23 protein-coding genes and 2 pseudogenes are annotated in these 23,656 nt (G+C 70.0%); 24 read left to right on the top strand and 1 reads right to left on the bottom strand.

Annotated features, from left to right (window positions below; genetic code table 11):
• Nucleotides 1–34 precede the first annotated feature (34 nt).
• The 21 genes and pseudogenes from thrB to AB0D04_RS33905 all read left to right on the top strand — a co-directional run.
• Complete coding sequence (gene thrB / locus AB0D04_RS34005; protein ID WP_362711234.1) at nucleotides 35–952, top strand: homoserine kinase; 918 nt, start codon at nucleotides 35–37, stop codon at nucleotides 950–952.
• A gap of 375 nt (nucleotides 953–1,327) precedes the next feature.
• Entirely contained in the window at nucleotides 1,328–3,412 is a 2,085-nt protein-coding gene (rho, locus tag AB0D04_RS34000; protein ID WP_362711233.1) for a transcription termination factor Rho, read from the top strand.
• Between the two features lie 371 nt (nucleotides 3,413–3,783).
• The gene (locus AB0D04_RS33995; RefSeq protein WP_362711232.1) at nucleotides 3,784–4,908 is read left to right on the top strand and encodes an LCP family protein; all 1,125 of its coding nucleotides are present in this window, start codon (nucleotides 3,784–3,786) and stop codon (nucleotides 4,906–4,908) included.
• Nucleotides 4,909–5,094: 186 nt separating this feature from the next.
• Nucleotides 5,095–5,316 carry a 50S ribosomal protein L31 gene (gene rpmE / locus AB0D04_RS33990; RefSeq protein ID WP_362711231.1) on the top strand — a complete coding sequence of 74 codons (222 nt, stop codon included), beginning with the start codon at nucleotides 5,095–5,097 and terminating at the stop codon, nucleotides 5,314–5,316.
• Between the two features lie 156 nt (nucleotides 5,317–5,472).
• A complete protein-coding gene (gene prfA, locus AB0D04_RS33985) occupies nucleotides 5,473–6,552 on the top strand; it encodes a peptide chain release factor 1 (RefSeq protein WP_362711230.1) in 1,080 nt (359 codons plus the stop codon).
• A 42-nt stretch (nucleotides 6,553–6,594) separates the two neighbouring features.
• A complete protein-coding gene (gene prmC, locus AB0D04_RS33980) occupies nucleotides 6,595–7,440 on the top strand; it encodes a peptide chain release factor N(5)-glutamine methyltransferase (protein WP_362711229.1) in 846 nt (281 codons plus the stop codon).
• A gap of 94 nt (nucleotides 7,441–7,534) precedes the next feature.
• On the top strand, nucleotides 7,535–8,182 hold the full coding sequence (locus AB0D04_RS33975) for an L-threonylcarbamoyladenylate synthase (RefSeq protein WP_362711228.1): 648 nt from the start codon (nucleotides 7,535–7,537) through the stop codon (nucleotides 8,180–8,182).
• A complete protein-coding gene (locus AB0D04_RS33970) occupies nucleotides 8,182–8,856 on the top strand; it encodes a protein-tyrosine-phosphatase (RefSeq protein ID WP_362711227.1) in 675 nt (224 codons plus the stop codon). The genes AB0D04_RS33975 and AB0D04_RS33970 overlap by 1 nt, the downstream gene beginning before the upstream one ends.
• Before the next feature lie 105 nt (nucleotides 8,857–8,961).
• Nucleotides 8,962–10,302 carry a serine hydroxymethyltransferase gene (glyA, locus tag AB0D04_RS33965; RefSeq protein ID WP_362711226.1) on the top strand — a complete coding sequence of 447 codons (1,341 nt, stop codon included), beginning with the start codon at nucleotides 8,962–8,964 and terminating at the stop codon, nucleotides 10,300–10,302.
• Nucleotides 10,303–10,410: 108 nt separating this feature from the next.
• Entirely contained in the window at nucleotides 10,411–11,739 is a 1,329-nt protein-coding gene (locus AB0D04_RS33960; RefSeq protein WP_362711225.1) for an MraY family glycosyltransferase, read from the top strand.
• A gap of 288 nt (nucleotides 11,740–12,027) precedes the next feature.
• Complete coding sequence (locus tag AB0D04_RS33955; protein WP_362711224.1) at nucleotides 12,028–12,465, top strand: hypothetical protein; 438 nt, start codon at nucleotides 12,028–12,030, stop codon at nucleotides 12,463–12,465.
• A gap of 279 nt (nucleotides 12,466–12,744) precedes the next feature.
• Nucleotides 12,745–13,542 (top strand): F0F1 ATP synthase subunit A, encoded by a 798-nt coding sequence (gene atpB, locus AB0D04_RS33950; RefSeq protein WP_362711241.1) that lies wholly within the window; start codon nucleotides 12,745–12,747, stop codon nucleotides 13,540–13,542.
• A gap of 77 nt (nucleotides 13,543–13,619) precedes the next feature.
• A complete protein-coding gene (atpE, locus tag AB0D04_RS33945; RefSeq protein ID WP_046925981.1) occupies nucleotides 13,620–13,859 on the top strand; it encodes an ATP synthase F0 subunit C in 240 nt (79 codons plus the stop codon).
• Between the two features lie 55 nt (nucleotides 13,860–13,914).
• Nucleotides 13,915–14,463: a F0F1 ATP synthase subunit B gene (locus tag AB0D04_RS33940; protein ID WP_362711240.1), complete on the top strand. Its 549-nt coding sequence runs from the start codon at nucleotides 13,915–13,917 to the stop codon at nucleotides 14,461–14,463.
• Nucleotides 14,460–15,275, top strand: a complete 816-nt coding sequence (locus tag AB0D04_RS33935; RefSeq protein ID WP_362711222.1) for a F0F1 ATP synthase subunit delta — start codon at nucleotides 14,460–14,462, stop codon at nucleotides 15,273–15,275. The genes AB0D04_RS33940 and AB0D04_RS33935 overlap by 4 nt, the downstream gene beginning before the upstream one ends.
• A gap of 144 nt (nucleotides 15,276–15,419) precedes the next feature.
• Nucleotides 15,420–17,012 (top strand): F0F1 ATP synthase subunit alpha, encoded by a 1,593-nt coding sequence (gene atpA / locus AB0D04_RS33930; RefSeq protein WP_362711220.1) that lies wholly within the window; start codon nucleotides 15,420–15,422, stop codon nucleotides 17,010–17,012.
• A gap of 20 nt (nucleotides 17,013–17,032) precedes the next feature.
• The gene (locus tag AB0D04_RS33925) at nucleotides 17,033–17,953 is read left to right on the top strand and encodes a F0F1 ATP synthase subunit gamma (protein ID WP_362711218.1); all 921 of its coding nucleotides are present in this window, start codon (nucleotides 17,033–17,035) and stop codon (nucleotides 17,951–17,953) included.
• Between the two features lie 5 nt (nucleotides 17,954–17,958).
• Nucleotides 17,959–19,401, top strand: a complete 1,443-nt coding sequence (gene atpD, locus AB0D04_RS33920; protein WP_362711216.1) for a F0F1 ATP synthase subunit beta — start codon at nucleotides 17,959–17,961, stop codon at nucleotides 19,399–19,401.
• Nucleotides 19,402–19,510: 109 nt separating this feature from the next.
• Nucleotides 19,511–19,897, top strand: a complete 387-nt coding sequence (locus AB0D04_RS33915; RefSeq protein WP_362711214.1) for a F0F1 ATP synthase subunit epsilon — start codon at nucleotides 19,511–19,513, stop codon at nucleotides 19,895–19,897.
• Nucleotides 19,898–20,081: 184 nt separating this feature from the next.
• Entirely contained in the window at nucleotides 20,082–20,288 is a 207-nt protein-coding gene (locus AB0D04_RS33910) for a CoA transferase (protein ID WP_362711213.1), read from the top strand.
• Nucleotides 20,242–20,693 (top strand): annotated as a pseudogene (locus AB0D04_RS33905) (SAM-dependent methyltransferase); the annotation flags it as partial. The gene AB0D04_RS33910 and the pseudogene AB0D04_RS33905, both read left to right, overlap by 47 nt.
• A 116-nt stretch (nucleotides 20,694–20,809) precedes the next feature.
• Here AB0D04_RS33905 and AB0D04_RS33900 read toward each other — a convergent pair.
• Nucleotides 20,810–21,199: a hypothetical protein gene (locus tag AB0D04_RS33900; protein WP_362711211.1), complete on the bottom strand. Its 390-nt coding sequence runs from the start codon at nucleotides 21,197–21,199 to the stop codon at nucleotides 20,810–20,812.
• On the opposite strand from AB0D04_RS33900, the gene AB0D04_RS33895 reads away from it, so the two are divergent.
• The 3 genes and pseudogenes from AB0D04_RS33895 to AB0D04_RS33885 form a co-directional block, all read left to right on the top strand.
• Nucleotides 21,190–21,543, top strand: coding sequence for a hypothetical protein (locus tag AB0D04_RS33895; protein ID WP_362711209.1), 354 nt, complete (start codon nucleotides 21,190–21,192; stop codon nucleotides 21,541–21,543). The genes AB0D04_RS33900 and AB0D04_RS33895 overlap by 10 nt on opposite strands.
• Nucleotides 21,540–22,529, top strand: a complete 990-nt coding sequence (locus AB0D04_RS33890) for an ornithine cyclodeaminase family protein (protein ID WP_362711207.1) — start codon at nucleotides 21,540–21,542, stop codon at nucleotides 22,527–22,529. Before AB0D04_RS33895 ends, AB0D04_RS33890 begins: the two co-directional genes overlap by 4 nt.
• Nucleotides 22,530–23,580: 1,051 nt before the next feature.
• Nucleotides 23,581–23,656 (top strand): annotated as a pseudogene (locus tag AB0D04_RS33885) (F0F1 ATP synthase subunit epsilon); the annotation flags it as partial.

The following is a 23,656-nucleotide window of genomic DNA, read 5'->3' as shown; positions in this document are numbered from 1 at the left end:
TACCGCAGCATCAATCAAGGAGAGTCATCGAGCGATGGCCGGTCCCGCGTTCCGCGCCGCCGCCGTCCGGGTGCGCACCCCCGCTTCCAGCGCCAATCTCGGTCCCGGCTTCGACGCCCTCGGCCTTTCCCTGGGCCTTTATGACGATGTCGTGGTGCGCGTCGCCGACTCCGGTCTGCACGTCGACATCGCAGGTGAGGGCGCCGACACCCTCCCGCGCGACGAGAGTCATCTGCTCGTGCGGTCGATGCGCACCGCCTTCGAACGGCTCGGCGGCCAGCCGCGCGGCCTGGAAATCGTCTGCGCCAACCGCATCCCGCACGGCCGCGGTCTGGGCTCCTCCTCCGCCGCCATCTGCGCCGGCATCGTCGCCGCCCGCGCCGTGACGATAGGCGGCGAGCAGAAGCTCGACGACACCGCGCTGCTGGAGCTGGCCACCGAGATCGAGGGCCACCCCGACAATGTCGCCGCCTGTCTGATGGGCGGCTTCACGCTCGCCTGGATGGACACCGGAACCGCGCGGGCGATCCGGATGGATCCCGCCGATTCCATCGTTCCGGTGGTCTTCGTGCCCGGAAAACCGGTGCTGACCGAGACCGCCCGTGGACTGCTGCCGCGCACCGTCCCGCATGTGGACGCCGCGGCCAACGCCGGCCGTGCCGCACTGCTCGTCGAGGCCCTGACCAGGCGCCCCGAGCTGCTGCTTGCCGCGACCGAGGACCGACTTCACCAGGAGTACCGCGCCCCCGCGATGCCGGAGAGCGTGGCCCTGGTGAACCGACTGCGTGCGGACGGCGTCCCCGCAGTCGTGTCCGGTGCGGGCCCCACCGTGCTCGCACTGGTCGAGGATGCGGCGGCCGACAAGGTTGCCGCGCTGGCGGGAGAGGGGTGGGCGGCCAACCGGCTGACCCTCGATGCGGCGGGCACCTGTGTGCTGCCGCTCGCCGGGTGATCACGCGTGTGATCGACTGATTGCCGGTCTTGGAGAGGGGGAATGTTTGTTGGATCCGGTAGTGTTAACCTCAAGTCAGTACCCGACGCCTACATGGCGCGGTGCTTGGTGTCCCCATTTGGGACCACTTTCTTCCGGGAGCCTCCCAAACTGCTTGGAGCAATGGCCTGAGCAGAAGTGAGCACGCTCCGGAATCGGCGTGGCGTCATGAGTCACTCTGCATCTCTTCACGCCGGAACCATGAATTGATCTTTCCGCCGTATCCGGCGGGACCACCGCCCCGGCCCGGTCCGCTAGACCAGGACATCGAGCCGGACAGCACAACCCGGTCGCCGAGCCAGACAGGCCGACGCCCGCTCCAGGGAAGGACCCTTCGTGAGCGACACCACCGATCTGATGGGCGTGCGCACCGATGGCAGTGCCACCGCGCCCGCCACGGACGCTCCCGCCGCGCCTGCAACCACGCGTCGCCGCCGTTCCGGCACCGGCCTTGAGGGCATGGTCCTGGCGGAGCTGCAGCAGGTTGCCTCCGGCCTCGGCATCAAGGGCACCGCGCGGATGCGCAAGAGCCAGCTGATCGAGGTCATCAAGGAGAAGCAGGCCGGCGGCTCCGGTGCGCCGGCCAAGGCCGACGCGCCCGCCGCCGAGACCAAGCCGAAGCGCCGTACGACCTCCAAGGCCCGTACGGGTGAGGACGCGGACGCCAAGAGCGCTGACAAGGCCGCCAAGGGCACCAAGGCCGAGCAGCCCGCGGCCGCCCAGCAGCAGATCGAGATCCCCGGCCAGCCGGTCAGCGACGAGCAGCCGGCCGGTGAGCGCCGCCGGCGCCGGGCCACCGCCGCGGCGGGCAGCCCCGAGACCGTCTCCGGCGACCTCAAGACCGACACCAAGGTCGAGGCCAAGACCGAGGTCAAGGCCGACGCCAAGGCCGAGGCCGCGGTGGAGACCGCCGAGGGCCGGCCGGTCAAGGACCGCCAGGACCGCGGCGACCGCCAGGACCGCCAGCAGAAGGGCGACCGCGGTGACCGCGGCCAGCGTGGCCAGCGCGGCGACCGCCAGGATCGTGGCGACCGTCAGGACCGTGGCGACCGTCAGGACCGTGGCGACCGTCAGGACCGCGGCGACCGCCGCAAGGGCGACGCGGGCGACGGCGGCCAGGGCGGCGGCCAGCGCGGCGACCGTCAGCGGGACCGCCGCCCCGATGACGAGGACGACTTCGATGGCGGCCGCCGGGGCCGTCGCGGGCGCTACCGCGACCGCCGTGGCCGTCGTGGCGGCCGCGAGGACTTCGGCAACGAGCCGCAGGTCAACGAGGACGACGTCCTGATCCCGGTCGCGGGCATCCTCGACATCCTCGACAACTACGCGTTCATCCGGACCTCCGGCTACCTGCCCGGCCCGAACGACGTGTACGTCTCGCTCGCCCAGGTCCGTAAGAACGGTCTGCGCAAGGGCGACCACGTCACCGGCGCGGTCCGCCAGCCCAAGGACGGCGAGCGGCGCGAGAAGTTCAACGCGCTGGTGCGGCTCGACACCGTCAACAGCGTGGCGCCCGAACAGGGCCGCCAGCGGGCGGAGTTCGGGAAGCTGACGCCGCTCTACCCGCAGGAGCGGCTGCGCCTGGAGGGCGAGTCGGGCGGTCTGACGACCCGGATCATCGATCTGGTCACGCCGATCGGCAAGGGCCAGCGCGGTCTGATCGTGGCCCCGCCGAAGACCGGCAAGACCATGATCATGCAGGCGATCGCCAACTCGATCACCCGCAACAACCCCGAGTGCCACCTGATGGTCGTCCTGGTCGACGAGCGTCCGGAAGAGGTCACCGACATGCAGCGGTCGGTCAAGGGCGAGGTCATCTCCTCGACCTTCGACCGCCCGGCCGAGGACCACACCACCGTCGCCGAGCTGGCCATCGAGCGCGCCAAGCGGCTCGTGGAGCTGGGTCACGACGTGGTCGTCCTGCTGGACTCCATCACCCGTCTGGGCCGCGCGTACAACCTCGCCGCCCCCGCCTCCGGCCGCATTCTGTCCGGTGGTGTCGACTCGACCGCGCTCTACCCGCCGAAGCGCTTCTTCGGTGCCGCGCGCAACATCGAGGACGGCGGTTCGCTGACCATCCTGGCCACCGCGCTGGTCGAGACCGGTTCGCGAATGGACGAGGTGATCTTCGAGGAGTTCAAGGGCACCGGCAACCTCGAGCTCAAGCTCGACCGCAAGCTCTCGGACAAGCGCATCTTCCCGGCGGTGGACGTGGACGCGTCCAGCACCCGTAAGGAAGAGATCCTGATGGGCAGCGACGAGCTGTCGGTCGTCTGGAAGCTGCGCCGGGTGCTGCACGCCCTGGACCAGCAGCAGGCCATCGAGCTGCTGCTGGACAAGATGAAGCAGACGAAGTCCAACGCGGAGTTCCTGCTCCAGATCCAGAAGACGACGCCGGGCATGGGCAACGGCAACGACTGACGCCCGTAGCGACGACGCGCGCGGAGCCCTCCTCACCCCTGTGGGTGGGGAGGGCTCCGCGCTGTCCGCGCTCTCCGGTGTGATGCGCGCCGCCCCGCAGACGCCGCGGCGGAGCTCCGCCTGAGACCTTCCGCACAGGACCGTGGCGCGTACAACCGTTCACGCAATGTCCGAAAACAGGCCGAAAGCCCAGGTGAGAGGGACGAAAGTCCCGAACCACCGCGCTTGGGCCGTCCTCGTTCCTAAGAAAGTGCAGCCACCACGCTGTGCAACCCTTCCCGTCTGCCTCCCGTCTGACCAGACACCACAGGCCGTGATGTACGGAGCACGGCCCGGCGAGGGGCAGCCGAGCGACAAGGACTGAGGACCAGATGGCCGACAGCAACGGGACCGCGATGACGGCCGAAAGCCGTGCCCGCGGCATACGTGCCACGGGCCGCCGACGCAAGGGCCCGACCCGGCGCCGCAGGGCGCTGACCATCACTCTGTGCGCGCTGATCAGCGCCGTACTGCTCGGTGGGGCCGGACTCGGGTACGTCTACTTCAAGCTCAACGGCAACCTCAAGGGCATCGACATCAACGCCGCCCTCGGCCACGACCGCCCCCAGAACGTCGACAACGGCTCGATGGACATCCTGGTGATGGGCTCGGACTCCCGGGCCGGCAAGAACGGCAAGTACGGCAGGGACGAGGGCGCCGCCCGCTCCGACACCGCGATGGTGGTGCACGTCTACAAGGGCCACAAGAAGGCCAGCGTGGTGAGCATCCCCCGCGACACCATGATCCAGCGGCCGGACTGCACCAAGGACGGCCGGACCGTCGCCGGTGCGCAGCGGGCGATGTTCAACACCGCCTACGAGGTCGGCGGCCCGGCCTGCGCCGTCAAGACCGTCGAGTCGATCAGCGGGATCCGGATGGACCACTTCCTCGAGGTGGACTTCACCGGCTTCAAGAAGCTCATCGACGCGCTGGGCGGCGTGGACATCACCACCACCAAGCCCATCGACGACAACGACAGCCACCTGCATCTGCGGCCCGGCAAGCACACCCTGGGCGGTGAGGACGCGCTCGGTCTCGTCCGGACCCGGCACGGCGTCCCCGGCGGCGACGGCAGCGACCTGGGCCGTATCCAGCTCCAGCAGACGTTCATCAAGGCGCTGATGGACCAGGTCAGGAACGTCGGGGTGCTGACCAACCCCAGCAAGCTCTACGACATCGCGGACACCGCCACCAAGGCCATCACCACCGACACCGACCTCAACTCGGTGAGCGAGCTGACCGGGCTGGCCAAGAGCCTGGGCGCCATCGGGTCGGACCACATCGACATGGTGACGCTGCCAGTGACGTACGACCCGGCCAACCCGGACCGGGTGGTCCCGCTGACCCGGCAGGGCAAGCAGGTCTGGGACGCGCTGCGGCACGACCAGGCCATCCCCAAGGCCGCCATCAAGGGCTCGGCCGGTGACCAGGGCGGCACGGGCAAGTACGTGCAGTAGCCGCCGTATGCGGTGCCGGGGCCCGGTGGCGCCCGGCACCGGGCGCGGGAACAGCGGGGGAATAGTTGCGGGCGTCCCCCGGTTTTGGGAGATACGGCTAGTCCTGGCAGACTGGACCGTCGGCCCCGGTTCACGTGACGCAACCCGCGACACGACCCGGTGCACTCCCGAACCTAGGAGAATCCCTTGAAGCGCGACATCCACCCGGAGTACGTCGAGACCCAGGTCAGCTGCACCTGTGGCGCGTCGTTCACCACCCGCAGCACCGTCGCCGGCGGCAGCGTCCGCGCCGACGTCTGCTCCGAGTGCCACCCGTTCTACACGGGCAAGCAGAAGATCATGGACACCGGCGGCCGCGTGGCCCGCTTCGAGGCCCGCTTCGGCAAGGCCGCAGCCGCCAAGAAGTAGCGACCCGCAAGGCGCCGGTCTCCGGTCGCCCCTGGACAGGGGTGACCGGGCCGGCGTCTTTGTCGTCAGGCCTCCCCGCCGTCCGGCCGGGAGGCGCCGGGGGCCCCGTACGAGGGCAGCCGCGGCAAGTCCAGTCAGTCAGCAGAGGAACACACGATGTTCGAGGCGGTCGAGGAACTGGTCGGCGAGCACGCCGATCTCGAGAAGCGGCTGGCCGACCCCGCGGTCCATGCCGACCAGCGCGAGGCCACGCGGCTCAACAAGCGCTACTCCGAGCTGACCCCGATCATCACCACCTACCGTTCCTGGCGGCAGACCGGCGACGACATGGAGACGGCGCGCGAACTGGCCGCGGACGACCCGGACTTCGCCGAAGAGGTCAAGGAGCTCGACGCCCGGCGCGAGGAGCTGACCGAGAAGCTGCGGCTGCTGCTCGTACCGCGCGACCCCAGCGACGACAAGGACGTCCTCCTGGAGATCAAGGCGGGCGCGGGCGGCGACGAGTCCGCCCTGTTCGCCGGGGACCTCCTGCGCATGTATCTGCGCTACGCCGAGCGGGTCGGCTGGAAGACCGAGATCATCGACTCCACCGAGTCCGAGCTCGGCGGCTACAAGGACGTCCAGGTCGCCGTGAAGACCAAGGGCGGCAACGGCGCGACCGAACCCGGCCAGGGCGTCTGGGCGCGGCTGAAGTACGAGGGCGGGGTGCACCGCGTCCAGCGGGTGCCCGCGACCGAGTCGCAGGGCCGGATCCACACCTCCGCGGCCGGCGTCCTGGTGACCCCCGAGGCCGAAGAGGTCGACGTCGAGATCAACATGAACGATCTGCGCATCGACGTGTACCGCTCCTCGGGCCCCGGCGGCCAGTCCGTCAACACCACCGACTCCGCGGTGCGCATCACCCACACCCCCACCGGTGTGGTCGCCTCCTGCCAGAACGAGAAGAGCCAGCTCCAGAACAAGGAGCAGGCCCTGCGCATCCTGCGCTCCCGGCTGCTCGCCGCCGCTCAGGAGGCCGCCGAGCAGGAGGCCGCCGACGCCCGCCGCAGCCAGGTGCGCACCGTCGACCGCTCCGAGAAGATCCGCACGTACAACTTCCCGGAAAACCGGATCTCGGACCACCGCGTCGGCTTCAAGGCGTACAACTTGGACCAGGTGCTCGACGGCGAGCTGGACCCGGTCATCCAGGCGTGCGTCGACGCCGACTCGGCGGCGAAGCTCGCCGCCGCGCAGTAAGCAAGACACCAAGCACCCGCAAGACCCGGCTGGAGGAAGAGCGTGAACCTGCTGCTCGCCGAGGTGGCCCAGGCCACCCAGCGGCTGGCCGACGCTGGCGTGCCCTCACCGCGTTTCGACGCCGAGGAGCTCGCCGCGCATGTGCACGGCGTCAAGCGGGGCGAGCTGCACACGGTCCCCGACGCGGACTTCGACGCCCGCTACTGGGAGGCGATCGCCCGCCGCGAGGCGCGCGAACCGCTCCAGCACATCACCGGCCGCGCCTTCTTCCGCTACCTCGAACTCACCGTCGGGCCAGGGGTGTTCGTGCCCCGCCCGGAGACCGAGTCGGTGGTCGGCTGGGCCATAGACGCCGTACGGGCCATGGATGTCGTCGAGCCGCTGATCGTCGACCTGTGCACCGGCTCCGGGGCCATCGCCCTGGCCCTCGCACAGGAGGTGCCGCGCTCGCGGGTGCACGCCGTGGAGCTGTCCGAGCAGGCCCTGGAGTACGCGCAAAAGAACGTCGAGGGGTCCCGCGTCGTTCTCCACCACGGCGATGCGCTGACCGCGCTTCCCGAACTGGACGGGCAGGTCGACCTGGTCGTCTCCAACCCGCCGTACATCCCGCTGACCGAGTGGGAGTACGTCGCACCCGAGGCCCGCGACCACGACCCCGAGCTGGCGCTGTTCTCGGGCCAGGACGGCCTGGACACCATCCGCGGCCTCGAGCGCACGGCACACCGCCTGCTGCGGCCCGGCGGCCTGGTCGTCATCGAGCACGCCGACACCCAGGGCGGACAGGTCCCGTGGATCTTCACCGAGGAGAAGGGATGGGCGGACGCGGCCGACCACCCGGACCTCAACAACCGGCCCCGCTTCGCCACCGCGCGCCGGGCGACGCCATGACGCGTCCCGCCTCGACGCCCGATGCGGCCGGTGCACCCGTGTCCGCCGTATCCGCTGCATCCGCTGTATCCGTTCCGCACGAGGAGGTCCAGTAATGGCCCGGCGTTACGACTGCAACGACGCGACCGACCGCGCGACCGGTCTGCGCGAGGCCGCCTCGGCCGTCCGCCGCGGCGAGCTGGTCGTGCTGCCGACCGACACCGTCTACGGCATCGGCGCGGACGCCTTCAGCGCCGAGGCCGTCGGCGACCTGCTGGAGGCCAAGGGCCGCGGCCGCGGGATGCCCTCCCCGGTCCTCGTCGGGTCGCCCAACACCCTGCACGGCCTGGTCACCGACTTCTCCGAGCAGGCCTGGGAGCTGGTCGACGCCTTCTGGCCCGGCGCGCTCACCCTCGTCGCCAACCACCAGCCGTCGCTGACCTGGGACCTGGGCGAGACCCGCGGCACGGTCGCGGTGCGGATGCCGCTGCACCCCGTCGCCATCGAGCTGCTCACCGAATTCGGACCGATGGCCGTGTCCAGCGCCAACCTCACCGGCCACCCCTCCCCGCAGGACTGCGACGCCGCCCAGGAGATGCTGGGCGACGCGGTCTCCGTCTACCTCGACGGCGGCCCCACCCCCGCCGCCGTACCGTCGTCGATCGTGGATGTCACGGGCAAGGTCCCGATGCTGCTGCGCGAGGGCGCGATCAGCGTGGAAGAACTGCGCAAGGTGGTACCCGAGCTCGAGGTGGCCAATTGATGGCGCCCCTGGGGCGTGGCATAGCGGGACCCGGCGACGAACTGCTCCTTCCCTCTGCCCGCCCTTTCCGGATCCTCCACGTCAGCACCGGCAACGTATGCCGCTCGCCGATCACCGAGCGGCTGCACCGGCGCGCCCTTGAGCTGCGGCTCGGCGCGGAGTGCAGCGGCGGGCTCCTGGTGGAGAGCGCCGGCACCTGGGGGCACGAAGGCGCCCCCATGGAGGCGCACGCCGCCACCGTGTGCGGCGACTACGGCGCGGACCCGGCCGGCTTCCTCGGCCGTGAGCTGCTCGACGAGCACGTCATCCGCGCCGACCTGGTGCTCACCGCGACCCGCGACCACCGCGCCCAGGTCATCTCCATGGGCCACTCCGCGGGGCTGCGGACCTTCACGCTCAAGGAGTTCAACCGGCTGGTGCGGGCCATAGACCCCGCCACGCTGCCCGAGCCCGATCCGGACCTGCCGGACGGCGGGCTGGTCGAGCGGGCCCGTGCGCTGGTCGGCGCCGCCGCCGCGCTGCGCGGCTGGCTGCTGGCGCCCAACCCGGAGTCCGACGAGGTCTACGACCCCTACGGCGCCCCCATCACCTTCTTCCGCTCCGTCGGGGACGAGATCAACCAGGCGCTGGACCCCGTCGTCACGGCCCTTACGGGAGTGCCGGCGCGCGCCTAGGAGGCCCGCGGCGCGCCGTGGACCCCAGCGGCCCACACACCGCGCCCGATCGCCGCACCGCGCCTACATTGGACTTACGTCCCCGTACGAGGCCCGGAGCCAGCGATGTCCGCCACCACCGCGTCAGCCCGCAGCGTCAGCAAGGCCGCCGAGGAGAGGGCACGGGCCGCCGCACGCGACGGCGCAGCCCGGCCGGCCGGCTCCCCCGACTTCGACGCGCTGCTGCGCCAGGACCCGGAGATCGCCGGGGTGCTGCTGGGCGAGAGCGCCCGCCAGGCCGACGGCCTCCAGCTGATCGCGGCGGAGAACTTCACCTCGCCCGCCGTGCTCGCCGCCCTCGGCTCCCCGCTCGGCAACAAATACGCCGAGGGATATCCGGGCGCCCGGCACCACGGCGGCTGCGAGATCGTCGACCTCGCCGAGCGGATCGCCGTGGAGCGCGCCAAGGCCCTGTTCGGCGCCGAACACGCCAACGTCCAGCCCCACAGCGGGTCTTCGGCCGTGCTGGCCGCCTACGCCGCCCTGCTGCGCCCGGGGGACACCGTCCTGGCCATGTCCCTCCCGCACGGCGGCCACCTCACCCACGGATCGCCCGCCAACTTCTCCGGCCGGTGGTTCGACTTCGTCGGATACGGCCTCGACGAGGAGACCGGGCTGCTCGATTACGACGCGGTCCTCGCGCTGGCCCGCGCCCGCCGCCCCAGGGCGATCGTGTGCGGCTCGATCTCGTATCCCCGGCACATCGACTACGCGGCCTTCCGCGACATCGCCGACGAGGTGGGCGCCTATCTGATCGCCGATGTGGCGCACCCGCTCGGGCTGATCGCGGGGGGCGCGGCGCCCAGCCCGGTCCCGTACGCCGATGTGGTGTGTGCCACCACGCACAAGGTGCTGCGCGGGCCGCGCGGCGGGATGGTGCTGTGCGGGGCGAAGCTGGCCGAGCGGATCGACCGGGCGGTGTTCCCCTTCACCCAAGGGGGTGCACAGATGAACACCGTCGCCGCCAAGGCCGTCGCCTTCGCGGAGGCCGCCACGCCCGCGTTTCGCGCGTACGCCCATCAGGTCGTCGCCAACGCCCGCGGGCTCGCCCGGGCGCTGGCGGAACAGGGGCTGGTGGTCGGCACGGGCGGTACGGACACCCATCTGATCACCGTGGACACCGCGCCGCTCGAGGTGGACTCGCGCACCGCCCGGGGCCGGCTGGCGGCCGCCGGGATCGTGCTGGACACCTGCGCGCTGCCGTGTGCCGAGGTGCCCGGGAAGGGCGCGGCCCGGCGGTACGGCATCCGGCTGGGCACCGCCGCGGTGACGACGCAGGGGATGGGCGCGGCCGAGATGCACCGGATCGCCGAGCTGATCGGGGCGGCGCTGCGCGAGGACGCCGGGGTCCGTGCGGAGACGCTCGCGCTGGTCCACCGGTTCCCTCCCTATCCCGATCGCGGCTGACCGGGGGCACGGCGGGAACCGCTCGCCGGCGGGATGCGTCTTTACCCGTATTCACAGCCTGGGCGCTCACCCGCATAGGGTGTGGGGCTGTGATGGCCAGCTATACCAATGGGGCAGCCCGTGCGTGAATACCTGCTGACGCTGTGCGTCACGGCCGCGGTGACCTACCTGCTGACCGGGCCGGTGCGGAAGTTCGCGATCGCGGCCGGTGCGATGCCGGAGATCCGTGCGCGTGACGTACACCGCGAGCCGACACCGCGGCTCGGCGGTATCGCCATGTTCGGCGGGCTGTGCGCGGGTCTGCTGGTCGCTTCGCATCTGACGAACCTCAAGAGCGTCTTCGAGAGCTCCAACGAGCCGCGGGCGCTGCTGTCGGGCGCCGCGCTGATCTGGCTCCTGGGTGTGCTGGACGACAAGTGGGGCGTGGACGCGCTGGTCAAGCTCGGCGGCCAGATGATCGCCGCGGGAGTGATGGTCCTCCAGGGCCTGACGATCCTGTGGATCCCCATCCCCGGCATCGGCACGGTCTCGCTGACCCCGATGCAGGGCACGCTGCTGACCGTCGCGCTGGTGGTCATCACCATCAACGCCGTCAACTTCGTCGACGGACTGGACGGTCTGGCCTCCGGCATGGTCTGCATCGCCGCCGCGGCCTTCTTCATGTACGCCTACCGGCTCTGGTACGGCTACGGCATCGAGGCGGCCGCGCCCGCCACGCTGTTCTCGGTCGTGCTGATGGGCATGTGTGTGGGCTTTCTGCCGCACAACATGCACCCGGCGCGGATCTTCATGGGTGACTCCGGCTCGATGCTCATCGGCCTGGTGATGGCCGCCGGCGCGGTCTCGATCACCGGCCAGGTGGACCCGGACCTGCTGGGCGAGAAGACCGGCGGTGTGCGGGAGGCCACCCATGCGATGGTGCCGGTCTACATCCCGCTGCTGCTGCCGCTGACGGTGATCGCGGTGCCGGTCGCCGACCTGATTCTGGCCATTGTGCGCCGTACCTGGAAGGGCCAGTCGCCGTTCGCCGCCGACCGCGGTCATCTGCACCACCGCCTGCTGGAGATCGGGCACTCGCACAGCCGCGCGGTGCTGATCATGTACTTCTGGTCGGCACTGATCGCCTTCGGTGCGGTCGCGTACTCGGTGAACAACGCCAGCATGTGGATCGTGCTGGGCATCGTGCTGCTGAGCGCGGTGGGGCTGGTGCTGCTTCTGCTGCCGCGCTTCACGCCGCGGGCGCCGCGCTGGGCGGAGTGGATGGTTCCGCCGCGCTACCGCAGGAGCACCCGCGGGCCGGCCGTCACGGCGGACGGCGAGGGTGCGGGCGGCCCGGAAGGGGAGCGCGAGGCCGTCCCGGCGGGTATCAACGGAGCCACCGCCATCGGCGACCGGTCACGCTTCGTGGATCGCCGGAAGGCGGGAAGTAATCGCTGAGCCGCTGACCGTTTCGCCCTGACGGGGGTCAAAAACCGTCATGGTTGACCCGATACCAGACATTTGCCTGGCTGTCAGTGCACCAACGCGCAGGTTCACGCTCATGTGTGACAAGGTCCACACGGACCAGGTAAAGACCTCATCAAATAGTTTGTGATACCGTTCACGAAACCCGGCGACAGAGCCGAAGGACCGTAGTGCGACGGCCCTTTGGCCTCAGGTTCAGCCTCAGGCCGGGTCTACGCTCGTCCTTGACGACACCACCCCCACCCCTGCCGGAGCGCCGCCATGCAGTCGAATGACGCCCGACTACTCCTTCACGCCGTTGTGCCCACGCTCGCCATCGGCGCCATCGCCGCTGCCGTGAGCGCAGTGGTCGCGGGCGCGACGGCAGTGACCGGCGCCGTCCTCGGCACCGCGCTGGTCGTCTTCGTGATGGGTGCGGGGCTCGCCGTCCTGCAGCAGACCGCCAAGAAGCTTCCGCAGCTGTTCCAGATGATGGGCCTGCTGCTGTACACCGTGCAGATCCTGCTTGTCGCGGTCTTTGTGATCGCCTTCAAGGACACAACGCTCTTTGACCCCAAGGTATTTGCGTTCACGCTGCTCGGCGCCACCCTCGTATGGATCGCGGCACAGACCCGCGGTCATATGAAGGAGAAGATTCTGTACGTCGATCCCGACTCCGCGGAGACGAAGAACGCGGAGACGGCGGGGTCGCCGACGTGAGACGTAGGGCCGGGATAAATGCCCTCATGCGGGCCTGCTATCGTCCGGTGCCAACTGCGGCACAGATGGCGCAGGCGGCTGAGCTCCCAGATTCCACGGGATCCCATGGGCAGTTCTCGCGGCCGATGCCTGTGATTCGGCCCGGCCCAGCGCCGGCCGGCCGCCCCCTAATCCGTAAGACCAGTCCAGTGCCGCTCCGTGGCTCAACGCCGCGCCGACACAACGAGGTTGCCGTACCCATGCGCCACGCTGAAGGAGCCCGCGGTGAGTGCTGAAACGATGCTCGCCTTCGACACGGAGTGCCACCTCTTTATTCCGGGGTGTGGCTTCGAGTCCCCGGGCCTTCATTCCTTCGTCTTCAAGCCGCTCTTCACCATCAACGGCTTCGAGTTCAACAAGCCGATGCTGCTGGCCCTGCTCAGCACGGTCGTGGTCGTGTGGTTCTTCTGGGCCGCATTCGGCAGGGCCAAGGTGGTCCCCGGCAAGCTGCAGATGATCGGCGAGGCCGGCTACGACTTCGTGCGCCGCGGACTCGTCTATGACGCGCTCGGCAAGAAGGAGGGCGACAAGTACGTCCCCTTCATGGTGTCGCTGTTCTTCTTCGTGTGGATGATGAACATCTGGTCCATCATCCCGGTCATGGCGTTCCCGGTCACCTCGGTCATCGCCTTCCCCCTCGGGCTCGCCCTGGTCGTCTACATCCTCTGGATGTCGCTGACCTTCAAGAAGCACGGGTTCGTCGGCGCTCTGAAGAACCTCTCGGGCTATGACAAGTCGCTCGGCTGGGTCCTCCCGCTGATCATGGTGCTCGAGCTGCTCCAGCACCTGCTGATCCGCCCCTTCACCCACGCGGTCCGGCTCTTCGCGAACATGTTCGCGGGCCACATGCTGATCCTGATGTTCACCATCGCCAGCTGGTACCTGCTGAACGGCATCGGCATCGTCTACGCGGGCGCGTCGTTCGTGATGACCCTCGTGATGACCGCCTTCGAGCTCTTCATCCAGGCTGTCCAGGCGTACGTCTTCGTGCTCCTGGCCTGTAACTACGTCCAGGGCGCGCTCGCCGAGAACCACTGAGCACCCCGGCTCCCGCAATCCATCAGTCGTCCGGTGGCCAACCCCCACCGGTCCTTGAAAGAGAAGGAAGAACCGGCATGTCCGCTCTCCAGACCCTCGCCGCCGAAGGCCTCCACGGCAACATCGCCTCCGTTGGTTACGGCCTCGCGGCCATCGGCCCCGGCGTCGGCGTCGGCATCATCTTCGGTAACGGCACCCAGGCCCTCGCCCGTCAGCCCGAGGCGGCCGGCCTGATCCGTACCAACCAGATCATGGGTTTCGCCTTCTGTGAGGCGCTCGCCCTCATCGGCATCGTCATGGGTTACGCGTACGCGTAAGCGACGCCCGACGACGCCCAATTAGACGGAAGGCATTGTTGTGACCCTGGTCAACATGGCGGCGGAGGTTCCTGAGAACCCCCTGGTCCCGCCGATTCCAGAGCTGGTCATCGGTCTGATCGCCTTCTTCATCGTCTTCGGCATCCTGGCCAAGAAGCTCCTCCCGAACATCAACAGGGTTCTGGAAGAGCGCAGGAAGCAGATCGAAGGCCGCATGGAGGACGCCGAGGCCAGGCAGGCCGAGGCCCAGCAGGTCCTTGAGGACTACCGGGCCCAGCTCGCCGACGCCCGCCACGAGGCCGCGCGTCTGCGCCAGGAGGCGCAGGAGCAGGGCGCGACGCTCATCGCCGAGATGCGCGCCGAGGGCCAGCGGCAGCGTGAGGAGATCATCGCTGCCGGTCACGCCCAGATCGCGGCGGACCGCAAGGCGGCGGCGCAGTCGCTGCGCCAGGACGTGGGCAAGCTCGCCACCGACCTGGCCGGCAAGCTCGTCGGCGAGTCCCTCGAGGACGTCGCCCGGCAGAGCCGGACCATCGACCGCTTCCTCGACGAGGTCGAGGCCCAGGCGGCTTCGGACGCGACGAAGGCTGAGGCCGGCCGATGAACGGAGCGAGCCGCGAGGCACTCGCCTCCGCACGCGAGCAGCTCGACGCGCTGACGGACGACGCGTCCGTCGACGCGGCGAAGCTCGCCGAGGAGCTGGCTGCCGTCACCGCTCTGCTCGACCGCGAGGTGTCGCTGCGTCGGGTCCTGACCGACCCGGCGCAGGCCGGTGAGGCACGTGCCGAGCTGGCCCAGCGGCTGCTCGGCAGCCAGATCAGCGGCCCCGCCGCCGAGCTGGTCTCCGGCATGGTCCGCTCCCGCTGGTCGCGCTCGCGTGACCTGACGGACGCGATCGAGGAGCTGGCCTACAGCGCCGAGCTCGCCGCGGCCCAGCGCTCCGGCGCGCTCGACGAGGTCGAGGACGAGCTGTTCCGGTTCGGCCGGATCGTCGCCTCGTCCCCCGAGCTGCGCAGCGCGCTGACGAGCAGCACCGCGACGGCCTCGCACAAGACGGAGCTGCTGCACTCGCTGCTGGACGGCCGGGCCAACCCGGTCACCGAGCGGCTGGTGGTCCGTCTCGTGGGGCAGCCGCGAGGCCGTAGCCTGGAAGCAGGGCTCGATGCCCTCTCCAAGCTGGCCGCGCACCGCCGGGACCGTGTGGTCGCGGTGGTCACCTCCGCGGTGCCCCTCAGCGAAGGGCAGCAGCAGCGCCTCGGCGCCGCGCTGGCCACGGTGTACGGACGGCAGATCCACCTGAACTGCGACGTGGACCCCGAGGTCCTCGGCGGCGTCCAGGTCCGGATCGGCGACGAGGTCATCGACGGGACCATCGCGGAGCGCCTCGACGAGGCGTCCCGGCGGATGGCCGGCTGACCCGGCCACCAACTCAACAGCTGCGACGCAGCACAAGCAGGACGGCGGCCCGAGTTGGGCCGTAAGCGGAAACCCCCCGAGGGGACAAGCCCCTCGGACACCCGCAAGTAACTTCGGGCCCAACAAGGAGAGCAGGGAACCCAGATGGCGGAGCTCACGATCCGGCCGGAGGAGATCCGGGACGCGCTGGAGAACTTCGTCCAGGCGTACAAGCCGGACGCGGCCTCGCGCGAAGAGGTCGGCACGGTCAGCGAGGCCGGTGACGGCATCGCGAAGGTCGAGGGTCTTCCCTCGGCAATGGCGAACGAGCTGCTGAAGTTCGAGGACGGCACGCTCGGTCTTGCGCTGAACCTGGAAGAGCGCGAGATCGGTGCGGTGGTGCTCGGCGAGTTCAGCGGCATCGAGCAGGGCCAGCCGGTGCAGCGCACCGGTGAGGTGCTCTCGGTCGCCGTGGGCGAGGGCTACCTCGGCCGCGTCGTCGACCCGCTGGGCAACCCGATCGACGGCCTCGGCGAGATCGAGTCCGAGGACCGCCGCGCCCTGGAGCTGCAGGCTCCTGGCGTCATGGTCCGTAAGTCGGTCCACGAGCCCATGGAGACCGGCTACAAGGCCGTCGACTCGATGGTGCCGATCGGCCGCGGCCAGCGTCAGCTGATCATCGGCGACCGCCAGACCGGCAAGACCGCCCTGGCCGTCGACACGATCATCAACCAGCGCGACAACTGGCGCTCGGGCGACCCGAAGAAGCAGGTCCGCTGCATCTACGTCGCCATCGGCCAGAAGGGCTCCACCATCGCGTCCGTGCGCGGTGCGCTGGAGGAGGCCGGCGCCCTGGAGTACACCACCATCGTCGCCGCCCCGGCGTCCGACCCGGCGGGCTTCAAGTACCTGGCGCCCTACACCGGCTCGGCCATCGGCCAGCACTGGATGTACCAGGGCAAGCACGTCCTGATCATCTTCGACGACCTCTCGAAGCAGGCCGACGCCTACCGCGCCGTGTCCCTGCTGCTGCGCCGTCCGCCGGGCCGCGAGGCCTACCCGGGCGACGTCTTCTACCTGCACTCGCGTCTGCTGGAGCGCTGCGCCAAGCTCTCCGACGACATGGGCGCCGGCTCGATGACCGGTCTGCCGATCGTCGAGACCAAGGCGAACGACGTGTCGGCGTTCATTCCGACCAACGTCATCTCCATCACCGACGGCCAGTGCTTCCTGGAGTCGGACCTCTTCAACGCGAACCAGCGTCCCGCGCTGAACGTCGGTATCTCCGTCTCGCGTGTCGGTGGCTCCGCCCAGCACAAGGCCATGCGCCAGGTCTCCGGCCGGCTCCGCGTGGACCTCGCCCAGTACCGCGAGCTGGAGGCGTTCGCCGCCTTCGGTTCCGACCTGGACGCGGCCTCCAAGGCGCAGCTGGAGCGCGGTAAGCGCATGACCGAGCTGCTCAAGCAGCCGCAGTACTCCCCGTACGCGACCGAGGACCAGGTCGTCTCCATCTGGGCCGGCACCAACGGCAAGATGGACAACGTCCCGGTCGAGGACATCCGCCGCTTCGAGCGGGAGCTCCTCGACCACCTCCACCGGGAGAAGAAGGACCTGCTGACCAGCATCCGCGAGGGCGCCAAGATGTCCGACGACACCATCGGTGCGATCGCCGAGGCCGTCGACGGCTTCAAGCGGCAGTTCGAGACCTCGGACGGCAAGCTGCTCGGCGAGGACGCCCCGGCCGGCACCAGCAAGTGACGACGGAAGGGACCTGATCCATGGGAGCCAAGCTCCGGGTCTACAAGCGTCGCATCCGCTCCGTCACCGCGACCAAGAAGATCACCAAGGCGATGGAGATGATCGCCGCCTCGCGCGTCGTCAAGGCGCAGCGCCAGGTGGCGGCATCGACGCCGTACGCGAGTGAACTGACCCGCGCGGTGACGGCGGTTGCCACGGGCTCGAACACCCAGCACCCGCTGACGACCGAGGCGGAGAAGCCCTCCCGGGCCGCGCTGCTGCTCATCACGAGCGACCGCGGTCTGGCCGGCGGCTACTCCTCCAACGTCATCAAGGCCGCGGAGCAGCTCACCGAGCGGCTCAAGGCCGAGGGCAAGGAGGTCGACGCCTACATCGTCGGCCGCAAGGGTGTGTCGTACTACAGCTTCCGCGAGCGCAAGGTCGTGGAGTCGTGGACCGGCTTCACCGACAGCCCGACGTACGGGGACGCGAAGGCGATCGCCGCACCGCTGATCGAGGCCGTCCAGCAGGACACCGCCGAGGGCGGCGTGGACGAGCTCCACATCGTCTTCACCGAGTTCCTCTCGATGATGACGCAGACGGCGCTCGACGACCGCCTGCTGCCGCTCAGCTTCGACAAGGCCGCGGTGGAGGCGGAGGAGACGTCCAAGGGCGAGATCCTTCCGCTGTTCGACTTCGAGCCGTCGGCCGAGGACGTCCTGGACGCCCTGCTGCCCCGGTACGTCGAGTCGCGGATCTACAACGCACTCCTGCAGGCCGCCGCCTCCAAGCACGCCGCCACGCGGCGCGCGATGAAGTCGGCGACCGACAATGCAGAAGACCTCATCAAGTCGCTCTCGCGGCTTGCCAACGCGGCCCGACAGGCCGAAATCACCCAGGAAATCAGCGAGATCGTCGGTGGCGCCAGTGCTCTGGCCGACGCGACCGCGGGGAGTGACTGACCACTATGACCACCACTGTTGAAACGGCCACGGCAACGGGCCGCGTCGCCCGGGTCATCGGCCCGGTCGTCGACGTGGAGTTCCCCGTCGACGCGATGCCGGAGATCTACAACGCGCTGACCGTCGAGATCGCCGACCCGGCCCAGGCCGGGGCCAAGAAGATCCTGACCCTCGAGGTTGCCCAGCACCTGGGCGAGGGCCTGGTCCGTGCGATCTCCATGCAGCCCACCGACGGTCTGGTCCGCCAGGCCACGGTGACCAACACCGGCGCCGGGATCACCGTCCCGGTCGGCGATGTCACCAAGGGTAAGGTGTTCAATACCCTCGGTGAGATCCTGAACAAGCCGGAGGCGGCGTCCGAGGTCACCGAGCGGTGGCCCATCCACCGCAAGGCCCCGTCCTTCGACCAGCTCGAGTCCAAGACCGAGATGTTCGAGACCGGCGTCAAGGTCATCGACCTGCTGACCCCGTACGTCAAGGGCGGCAAGATCGGTCTGTTCGGTGGTGCCGGTGTCGGCAAGACCGTTCTGATCCAGGAAATGATCTACCGCGTGGCCAACAACCACGACGGTGTGTCGGTGTTCGCCGGTGTCGGCGAGCGCACCCGTGAGGGCAACGACCTCATCGAGGAAATGACGGAGTCCGGCGTCATCGACAAGACCGCGCTGGTCTTCGGTCAGATGGACGAGCCGCCGGGCACCCGTCTGCGCGTCGCCCTGGCCGGTCTGACCATGGCGGAGTACTTCCGCGATGTGCAGAAGCAGGACGTGCTGTTCTTCATCGACAACATCTTCCGGTACACCCAGGCGGGTTCCGAGGTGTCGACCCTGCTCGGCCGGATGCCCTCCGCGGTGGGTTACCAGCCGAACCTGGCCGACGAGATGGGTCTCCTCCAGGAGCGCATCACCTCGACCCGCGGTCACTCGATCACCTCGATGCAGGCGATCTACGTCCCCGCGGACGACCTGACCGACCCGGCGCCGGCCACCACCTTCGCCCACCTGGACGCGACCACCGTTCTGTCGCGCCCGATCTCGGAGAAGGGCATCTACCCGGCGGTCGACCCGCTGGACTCGACGTCCCGGATCCTGGACCCGCGCTACATCGCGCAGGAGCACTACGACTGCGCGATGCGCGTGATCGCCATCCTGCAGAAGTACAAGGACCTCCAGGACATCATCGCGATTCTGGGTATCGACGAGCTCGGCGAGGAAGACAAGCTCACCGTCTACCGCGCCCGTCGTATCGAGCGGTTCCTGTCGCAGAACACCCACGTGGCCAAGCAGTTCACCGGTGTCGACGGCTCGGACGTCTCGCTCGACGAGTCGATCCACGCCTTCAACGCGATCGCGGACGGCGAGTACGACCACTTCCCCGAGCAGGCGTTCTTCATGTGCGGTGGCATCGAGGACCTCGAGGCCAACGCCAAGAAGCTCGGCGTCTCCTGACCCGTGCTCCCGGACCGGGGGCGGCCCTGGCCGCCCCCGTCCGTACGATCACCCGTATTTGATCCAACATCTGCCTCAGGCAGGCAGGTGTGAGACCCGAGGAGCCATCGTGGCTGAGCTGCACGTCGAGTTGGTCGCCGCGGACCGTCAGGTCTGGTCGGGCGAGGCCAGCCTGGTCGTCGCGCGCACCTCGTCGGGCGACATCGGCGTCATGCCCGGACATCAGCCGCTGCTGGGCGTGCTGCAGTCGGGCCCGGTGACGATTCGTACGACCGGTGAGAGCGGGGACGGTACGGTCGTCGCCGCGGTGCACGGCGGTTTCATCTCGTTCGCCGACAACAAGCTGTCTCTGCTGGCAGAGGTGGCGGAGCTGTCGGACGAGATCGATGTCGAGCGCGCGGAGCGGGCCCTGGAGCGTGCGAAGTCGGACGCCGACGCGGCCGCCGAACGCCGTGCCGATGTCCGTCTGCGTTCGGTGACGGGCGTGGGCGTCTAGTCGTCCCGAACGGGCTGCCGGCGGCCCATGCCGTGGGCATGCGCCGGTGTAGGCAAACAGAGTCGGTCCAGGCACGGGTACGTCCCGTCCTGGATCGACTTTTTTGTGGCCGCGGGCCGCGGGCTGCGGGCTGCGGGCTGCGTGCGTGTGCCGGAGCCACCCTGTCCTCCAGCAGACCTGTGGTGTGCTCGACCTCAAGCACCCCGCGGTGCTGCACCGGGTGCTGTCCCGGGCCGAGGTCTTCGTGCAGAACCTGGCGCCCGGCGCGGCGCAGCGACTGGGGCCGGCCAACGCCGAGTTGACGGAACGCCGGCCGCGGCCGGTGCCCTGTGCGATCTCGGGCTATGGCGAGGGCGGTCGTATCAGGACCGCAAGGCGTACGACACGCTGATTCAGGCCGCAACCGCTGTCATGTCGATAACCGGCACACCCCAGGCCCCCGCCGGTCGAGGTCTCTGGGACTGGACGTCTTCGGCATCGACCTGTCGCCCGTGATGATCGATCTCGCCCGCGAGGCATTCGGTCATTCACACCCCACCGCAGGACGTGCCCCCGCACTTCGCCGAGTTCCGCCGGGTACTCGTGCCCGACGGGACTCTTCCGCTCGCCTTCTTCGCGTCGGAAGGTGAGCCGAGCGCGGCGTTCGACCACAAGGTGACGACAGCCTCGATGGCCGGTCGACGACCTCGCGGGTCTGGCCGGTGGGGCCGGCTTCACCGAGGTCGGCCGGATGCTGCGTGAGCCAGGCGAGGGGGAACGGTTCCGCCGGGGGCATCTGCTGATGCGCGCAGGGCAGTCATCAGGTTCATCGCGTGCCGCCACGGATGGCACGCGACAACGTGGACTGCCTCAGCCGCGTGGGTTCAGAGCTCTGGTCAGGTCCCGGCTTGCGAGGTGACGGCGATGACTTGGTCAGCGGTTGAGCTGGGCCATCAGCTCACGGTTGGCAGCGCGGGCGGCCCCGAGGTCCTCGTCCCGTTCCGCGAGTTCGCCGCGGCGGCCGAGAATCTGCTGTTCCAGCTCGGTGGTGCGGCGTGTGAGCGTCTCGATGTCGGCCGGGGCGCCGAGGCCGGAGGCTTCCCGAGCTGTCTGGCCCAGGGCCTCGGACAGACGCCGTTCGAGGCGGGTGAGGGGAGCGGACAGTCGCCCGTTGCGGGCCGTGAGGTTCGCGACGTCGGCCGCCGGCGACTTGCGGCTGACCCGCGTTCCGGCGGTGGTGCCGGGCGGGGATCGGCCCGCGCGGGCGATGGCGGCCGCTTGCAGGTCTCCATGGCGGTGAATCAGGCTGCGGTGTGCGCGCACACGAACTGCGGCGGACCGCGGAATGGGTGACCCACCACATCCCGTCCCTGGACCCCGGGCCACTACGGGCCGGGACCTGCCTGGCCGCCCTCCCCGAGGACGAGAACCGGCAGTTTTGCCCGGGACGCGCCGACGGCCCCACCCCCGACGGCGAACGGATCACCGTCGCCGCCGGGGGACGGGCGTTCACGTTCGTCCCCGTCTTCGGGGAGATCGCCGTCGACCTGATGGTGCACGGCCGTACCGATCACGATGTCGCGGCCCTCGGCCTCCAGCCGGCCGAGAGCCACGCCCCCTTGCCCGACACGAAACAGAATCGACCGAGCGGAGAGATGACCCGGTGAAGCAGTTGAAGATCATCAGCGGTGCGGCGGTCCGGCAGCTGGTGACCCTGGAGGACCTCTTCGAACCCATGCGGTCGGCGCTGACCGAATTCAGTTCCGGCACGGCCTTCCAGCACCCGCGGGTCACCGTGGAACCCCCTGGCGAAGGCGGCCGGGTGCTGCTGATGCCCGCCGGGGAACCGGAGTCGGCGGCCTTCGGCCTCAAGGTGCTCAGCATGTTCCCGCGCAGCGCGGAAAAGGGCCTGCCCAGCGTCCAGGGACTCATCGTCCTCCTCGACGGGGTCCACGGCGAGGTCCTCGCCGTCCTGGACGGCACCGTCGTCACCGAACTGCGCACCGCCGCCGTCTCCGCGGTCGGCACCGACTGCCTGGCCCGCCAGGACGCCGAGGTGCTCGCCGTCATCGGCGCCGGCGTACAGGCCAAGGCCCATATCGCCGCGCTGCGCTCCATCCGGCCCTGGCGCGAGGTACGGGTCCACAGCCGCCGCCCAGAACGGGCCCGCGAACTCGTCGCCTGGGCAGAGGCACAGGGGCAGCCGGCCCGCCTGGCCGACTCCAGCGACGCGGCGGTGCGCGGCGCCGATGTCCTGGTGACCGCGACCTCCGCCCTCGAACCGGTGGTCTCGGCCGCCGCCGTCGCCGCCGAGGGCTGCCACATCACCGCGGTCGGCGCCTTCGGCCCGGCCTGCCGCGAGCTGCCCACCGAAGTCGTCGAACGCTGCACCGTGTTCGCCGAGAGCCGGGACGCCCTACGGCGGGAAGCCGGCGATCTGCTGATCCCGGTGAGCGAGGGCCGGCTCCCCGAGGACCACCCGGTCGTCGAGATCGGCGACATCCTCGCCGGACGTCAGGGCGGCCGGACCGACGCCCGCGAGACGACCCTGTTCAAGTCCCTGGGCCTGCCCATCGAGGACGTCGTCGCCTCCCACCTGGTCTACCGCCGCGCGCTGGCCGCCGGCGCCGGTGACGACGTCGACTTCTTCTGACCCGACGGCACCGTCCGACGAGGCCACCGCCCCGTCCGCACCACCCGCCCGTAAACAAGGAGAAAGCGATGTCGCACGACAGAAAGACCCCCGAGTCCGGGTCCGTGACCTTGCCGCGCACCGTCGAGCAGACCGGCGACACCGCCGTCGAGGCCGAGTCGGCCGACTGGTCCTGACCCGGGATCGCGACGCGCCCGCGGTCCATCCCGAGTCGTTCGCCCACTGGCACGAGCGCTGCGGGTCACCACCCGGCGGCAGCTTCAACGGCAGCACCCTCCCGGCCACCGGGGTGGAGCGCCGCGGCTGCCCGCTCGTGGTGGCCGCCGACGGCCCGCGCCGGGCGTGTCGCCGACGGGCTGATCTCCAGCGGCACCCTCAAGTCCGAGGTGCCCGCCCACCGGGTCACGGCCGGCCGGGCCCGTCCCGACCAGACGGTCCGGCACGCCCCGCCCGCATCGCCGCGCACGGCGTCGACGGCGTGATGTTCCTGCTCGGCCAGACGACCAGCGGGCCGCCATGCGCGGCGTCACCGCCCGGCTGCAGGCCCTGGGCCCGCTGCCCGGCTGAGCACCGCCGCCGGCGCGCCCGGCGCACCACCCCCAGCACACGACCACAGCCCGGCCGGCACACGACCCCGGGGCGGGAAACGGAACGGAACGAGCGATGTCCCGGACCAAGGACGTCCGGGTGGACTCGTGGCGCCCCACCAGCGGCCACGGCATCCACTTCCGCCTCGGCGCCTCGCCGGCCCGGCGGGAACTCCGGGAGGTGCTGAGCGTCCTGTTCCGGCACTTCTCCCACGGGGGCCTCGCACCCGGAGCCGACCTCCAGTTCTGCTCGGCGCCGGGGCTGACGCGCTCAAGAGCCTCCCTCTGGTGTTCTCCCGGGCCTGACCGCGGGAGCGGCGGGTCCCGACGGCGCGCCGCCCAGCATCCCCCCATACCGCCTTTTCGGCCTGCCGAGCCCATCCTCTATGCTGTCCATCAATACGCAGTCATTCTCCGCGGCGGCGCTGACCGACCGCCCAGGCGCGTGTGAGACCCGAGGAGCCATCGTGGCTGAGCTGCACGTCGAGTTGGTCGCCGCGGACCGTCAGGTCTGGTCGGGCGAGGCCAGCCTGGTCGTCG

The sequence above is a fragment of the Streptomyces sp. NPDC048483 genome (genome assembly GCF_040651455.1).
Taxonomy (GTDB): domain Bacteria; phylum Actinomycetota; class Actinomycetes; order Streptomycetales; family Streptomycetaceae; genus Streptomyces.
This window is presented reverse-complemented; position numbering and strand designations above follow the sequence as displayed.

What these genes read in the sequence shown, in the direction of transcription:
- AB0D04_RS33925 (WP_362711218.1), top strand. Translation starts at nt 17,033, where the DNA reads ATGGGAGCCAAGCTCCGGGTCTACAAGCGTCGCATCCGCTCCGTCACC.
- atpE (WP_046925981.1), top strand. Translation starts at nt 13,620, where the DNA reads ATGTCCGCTCTCCAGACCCTCGCCGCCGAAGGCCTCCACGGCAACATC.
- atpA (WP_362711220.1), top strand. Translation starts at nt 15,420, where the DNA reads ATGGCGGAGCTCACGATCCGGCCGGAGGAGATCCGGGACGCGCTGGAG.
- AB0D04_RS33935 (WP_362711222.1), top strand. Translation starts at nt 14,460, where the DNA reads ATGAACGGAGCGAGCCGCGAGGCACTCGCCTCCGCACGCGAGCAGCTC.
- atpB (WP_362711241.1), top strand. Translation starts at nt 12,745, where the DNA reads ATGCTCGCCTTCGACACGGAGTGCCACCTCTTTATTCCGGGGTGTGGC.
- AB0D04_RS33970 (WP_362711227.1), top strand. Translation starts at nt 8,182, where the DNA reads ATGGCGCCCCTGGGGCGTGGCATAGCGGGACCCGGCGACGAACTGCTC.
- prfA (WP_362711230.1), top strand. Translation starts at nt 5,473, where the DNA reads ATGTTCGAGGCGGTCGAGGAACTGGTCGGCGAGCACGCCGATCTCGAG.
- AB0D04_RS33940 (WP_362711240.1), top strand. Translation starts at nt 13,915, where the DNA reads ATGGCGGCGGAGGTTCCTGAGAACCCCCTGGTCCCGCCGATTCCAGAG.
- atpD (WP_362711216.1), top strand. Translation starts at nt 17,959, where the DNA reads ATGACCACCACTGTTGAAACGGCCACGGCAACGGGCCGCGTCGCCCGG.
- glyA (WP_362711226.1), top strand. Translation starts at nt 8,962, where the DNA reads ATGTCCGCCACCACCGCGTCAGCCCGCAGCGTCAGCAAGGCCGCCGAG.
- thrB (WP_362711234.1), top strand. Translation starts at nt 35, where the DNA reads ATGGCCGGTCCCGCGTTCCGCGCCGCCGCCGTCCGGGTGCGCACCCCC.
- AB0D04_RS33995 (WP_362711232.1), top strand. Translation starts at nt 3,784, where the DNA reads ATGGCCGACAGCAACGGGACCGCGATGACGGCCGAAAGCCGTGCCCGC.
- AB0D04_RS33955 (WP_362711224.1), top strand. Translation starts at nt 12,028, where the DNA reads ATGCAGTCGAATGACGCCCGACTACTCCTTCACGCCGTTGTGCCCACG.
- AB0D04_RS33975 (WP_362711228.1), top strand. Translation starts at nt 7,535, where the DNA reads ATGGCCCGGCGTTACGACTGCAACGACGCGACCGACCGCGCGACCGGT.
- AB0D04_RS33960 (WP_362711225.1), top strand. Translation starts at nt 10,411, where the DNA reads ATGGGGCAGCCCGTGCGTGAATACCTGCTGACGCTGTGCGTCACGGCC.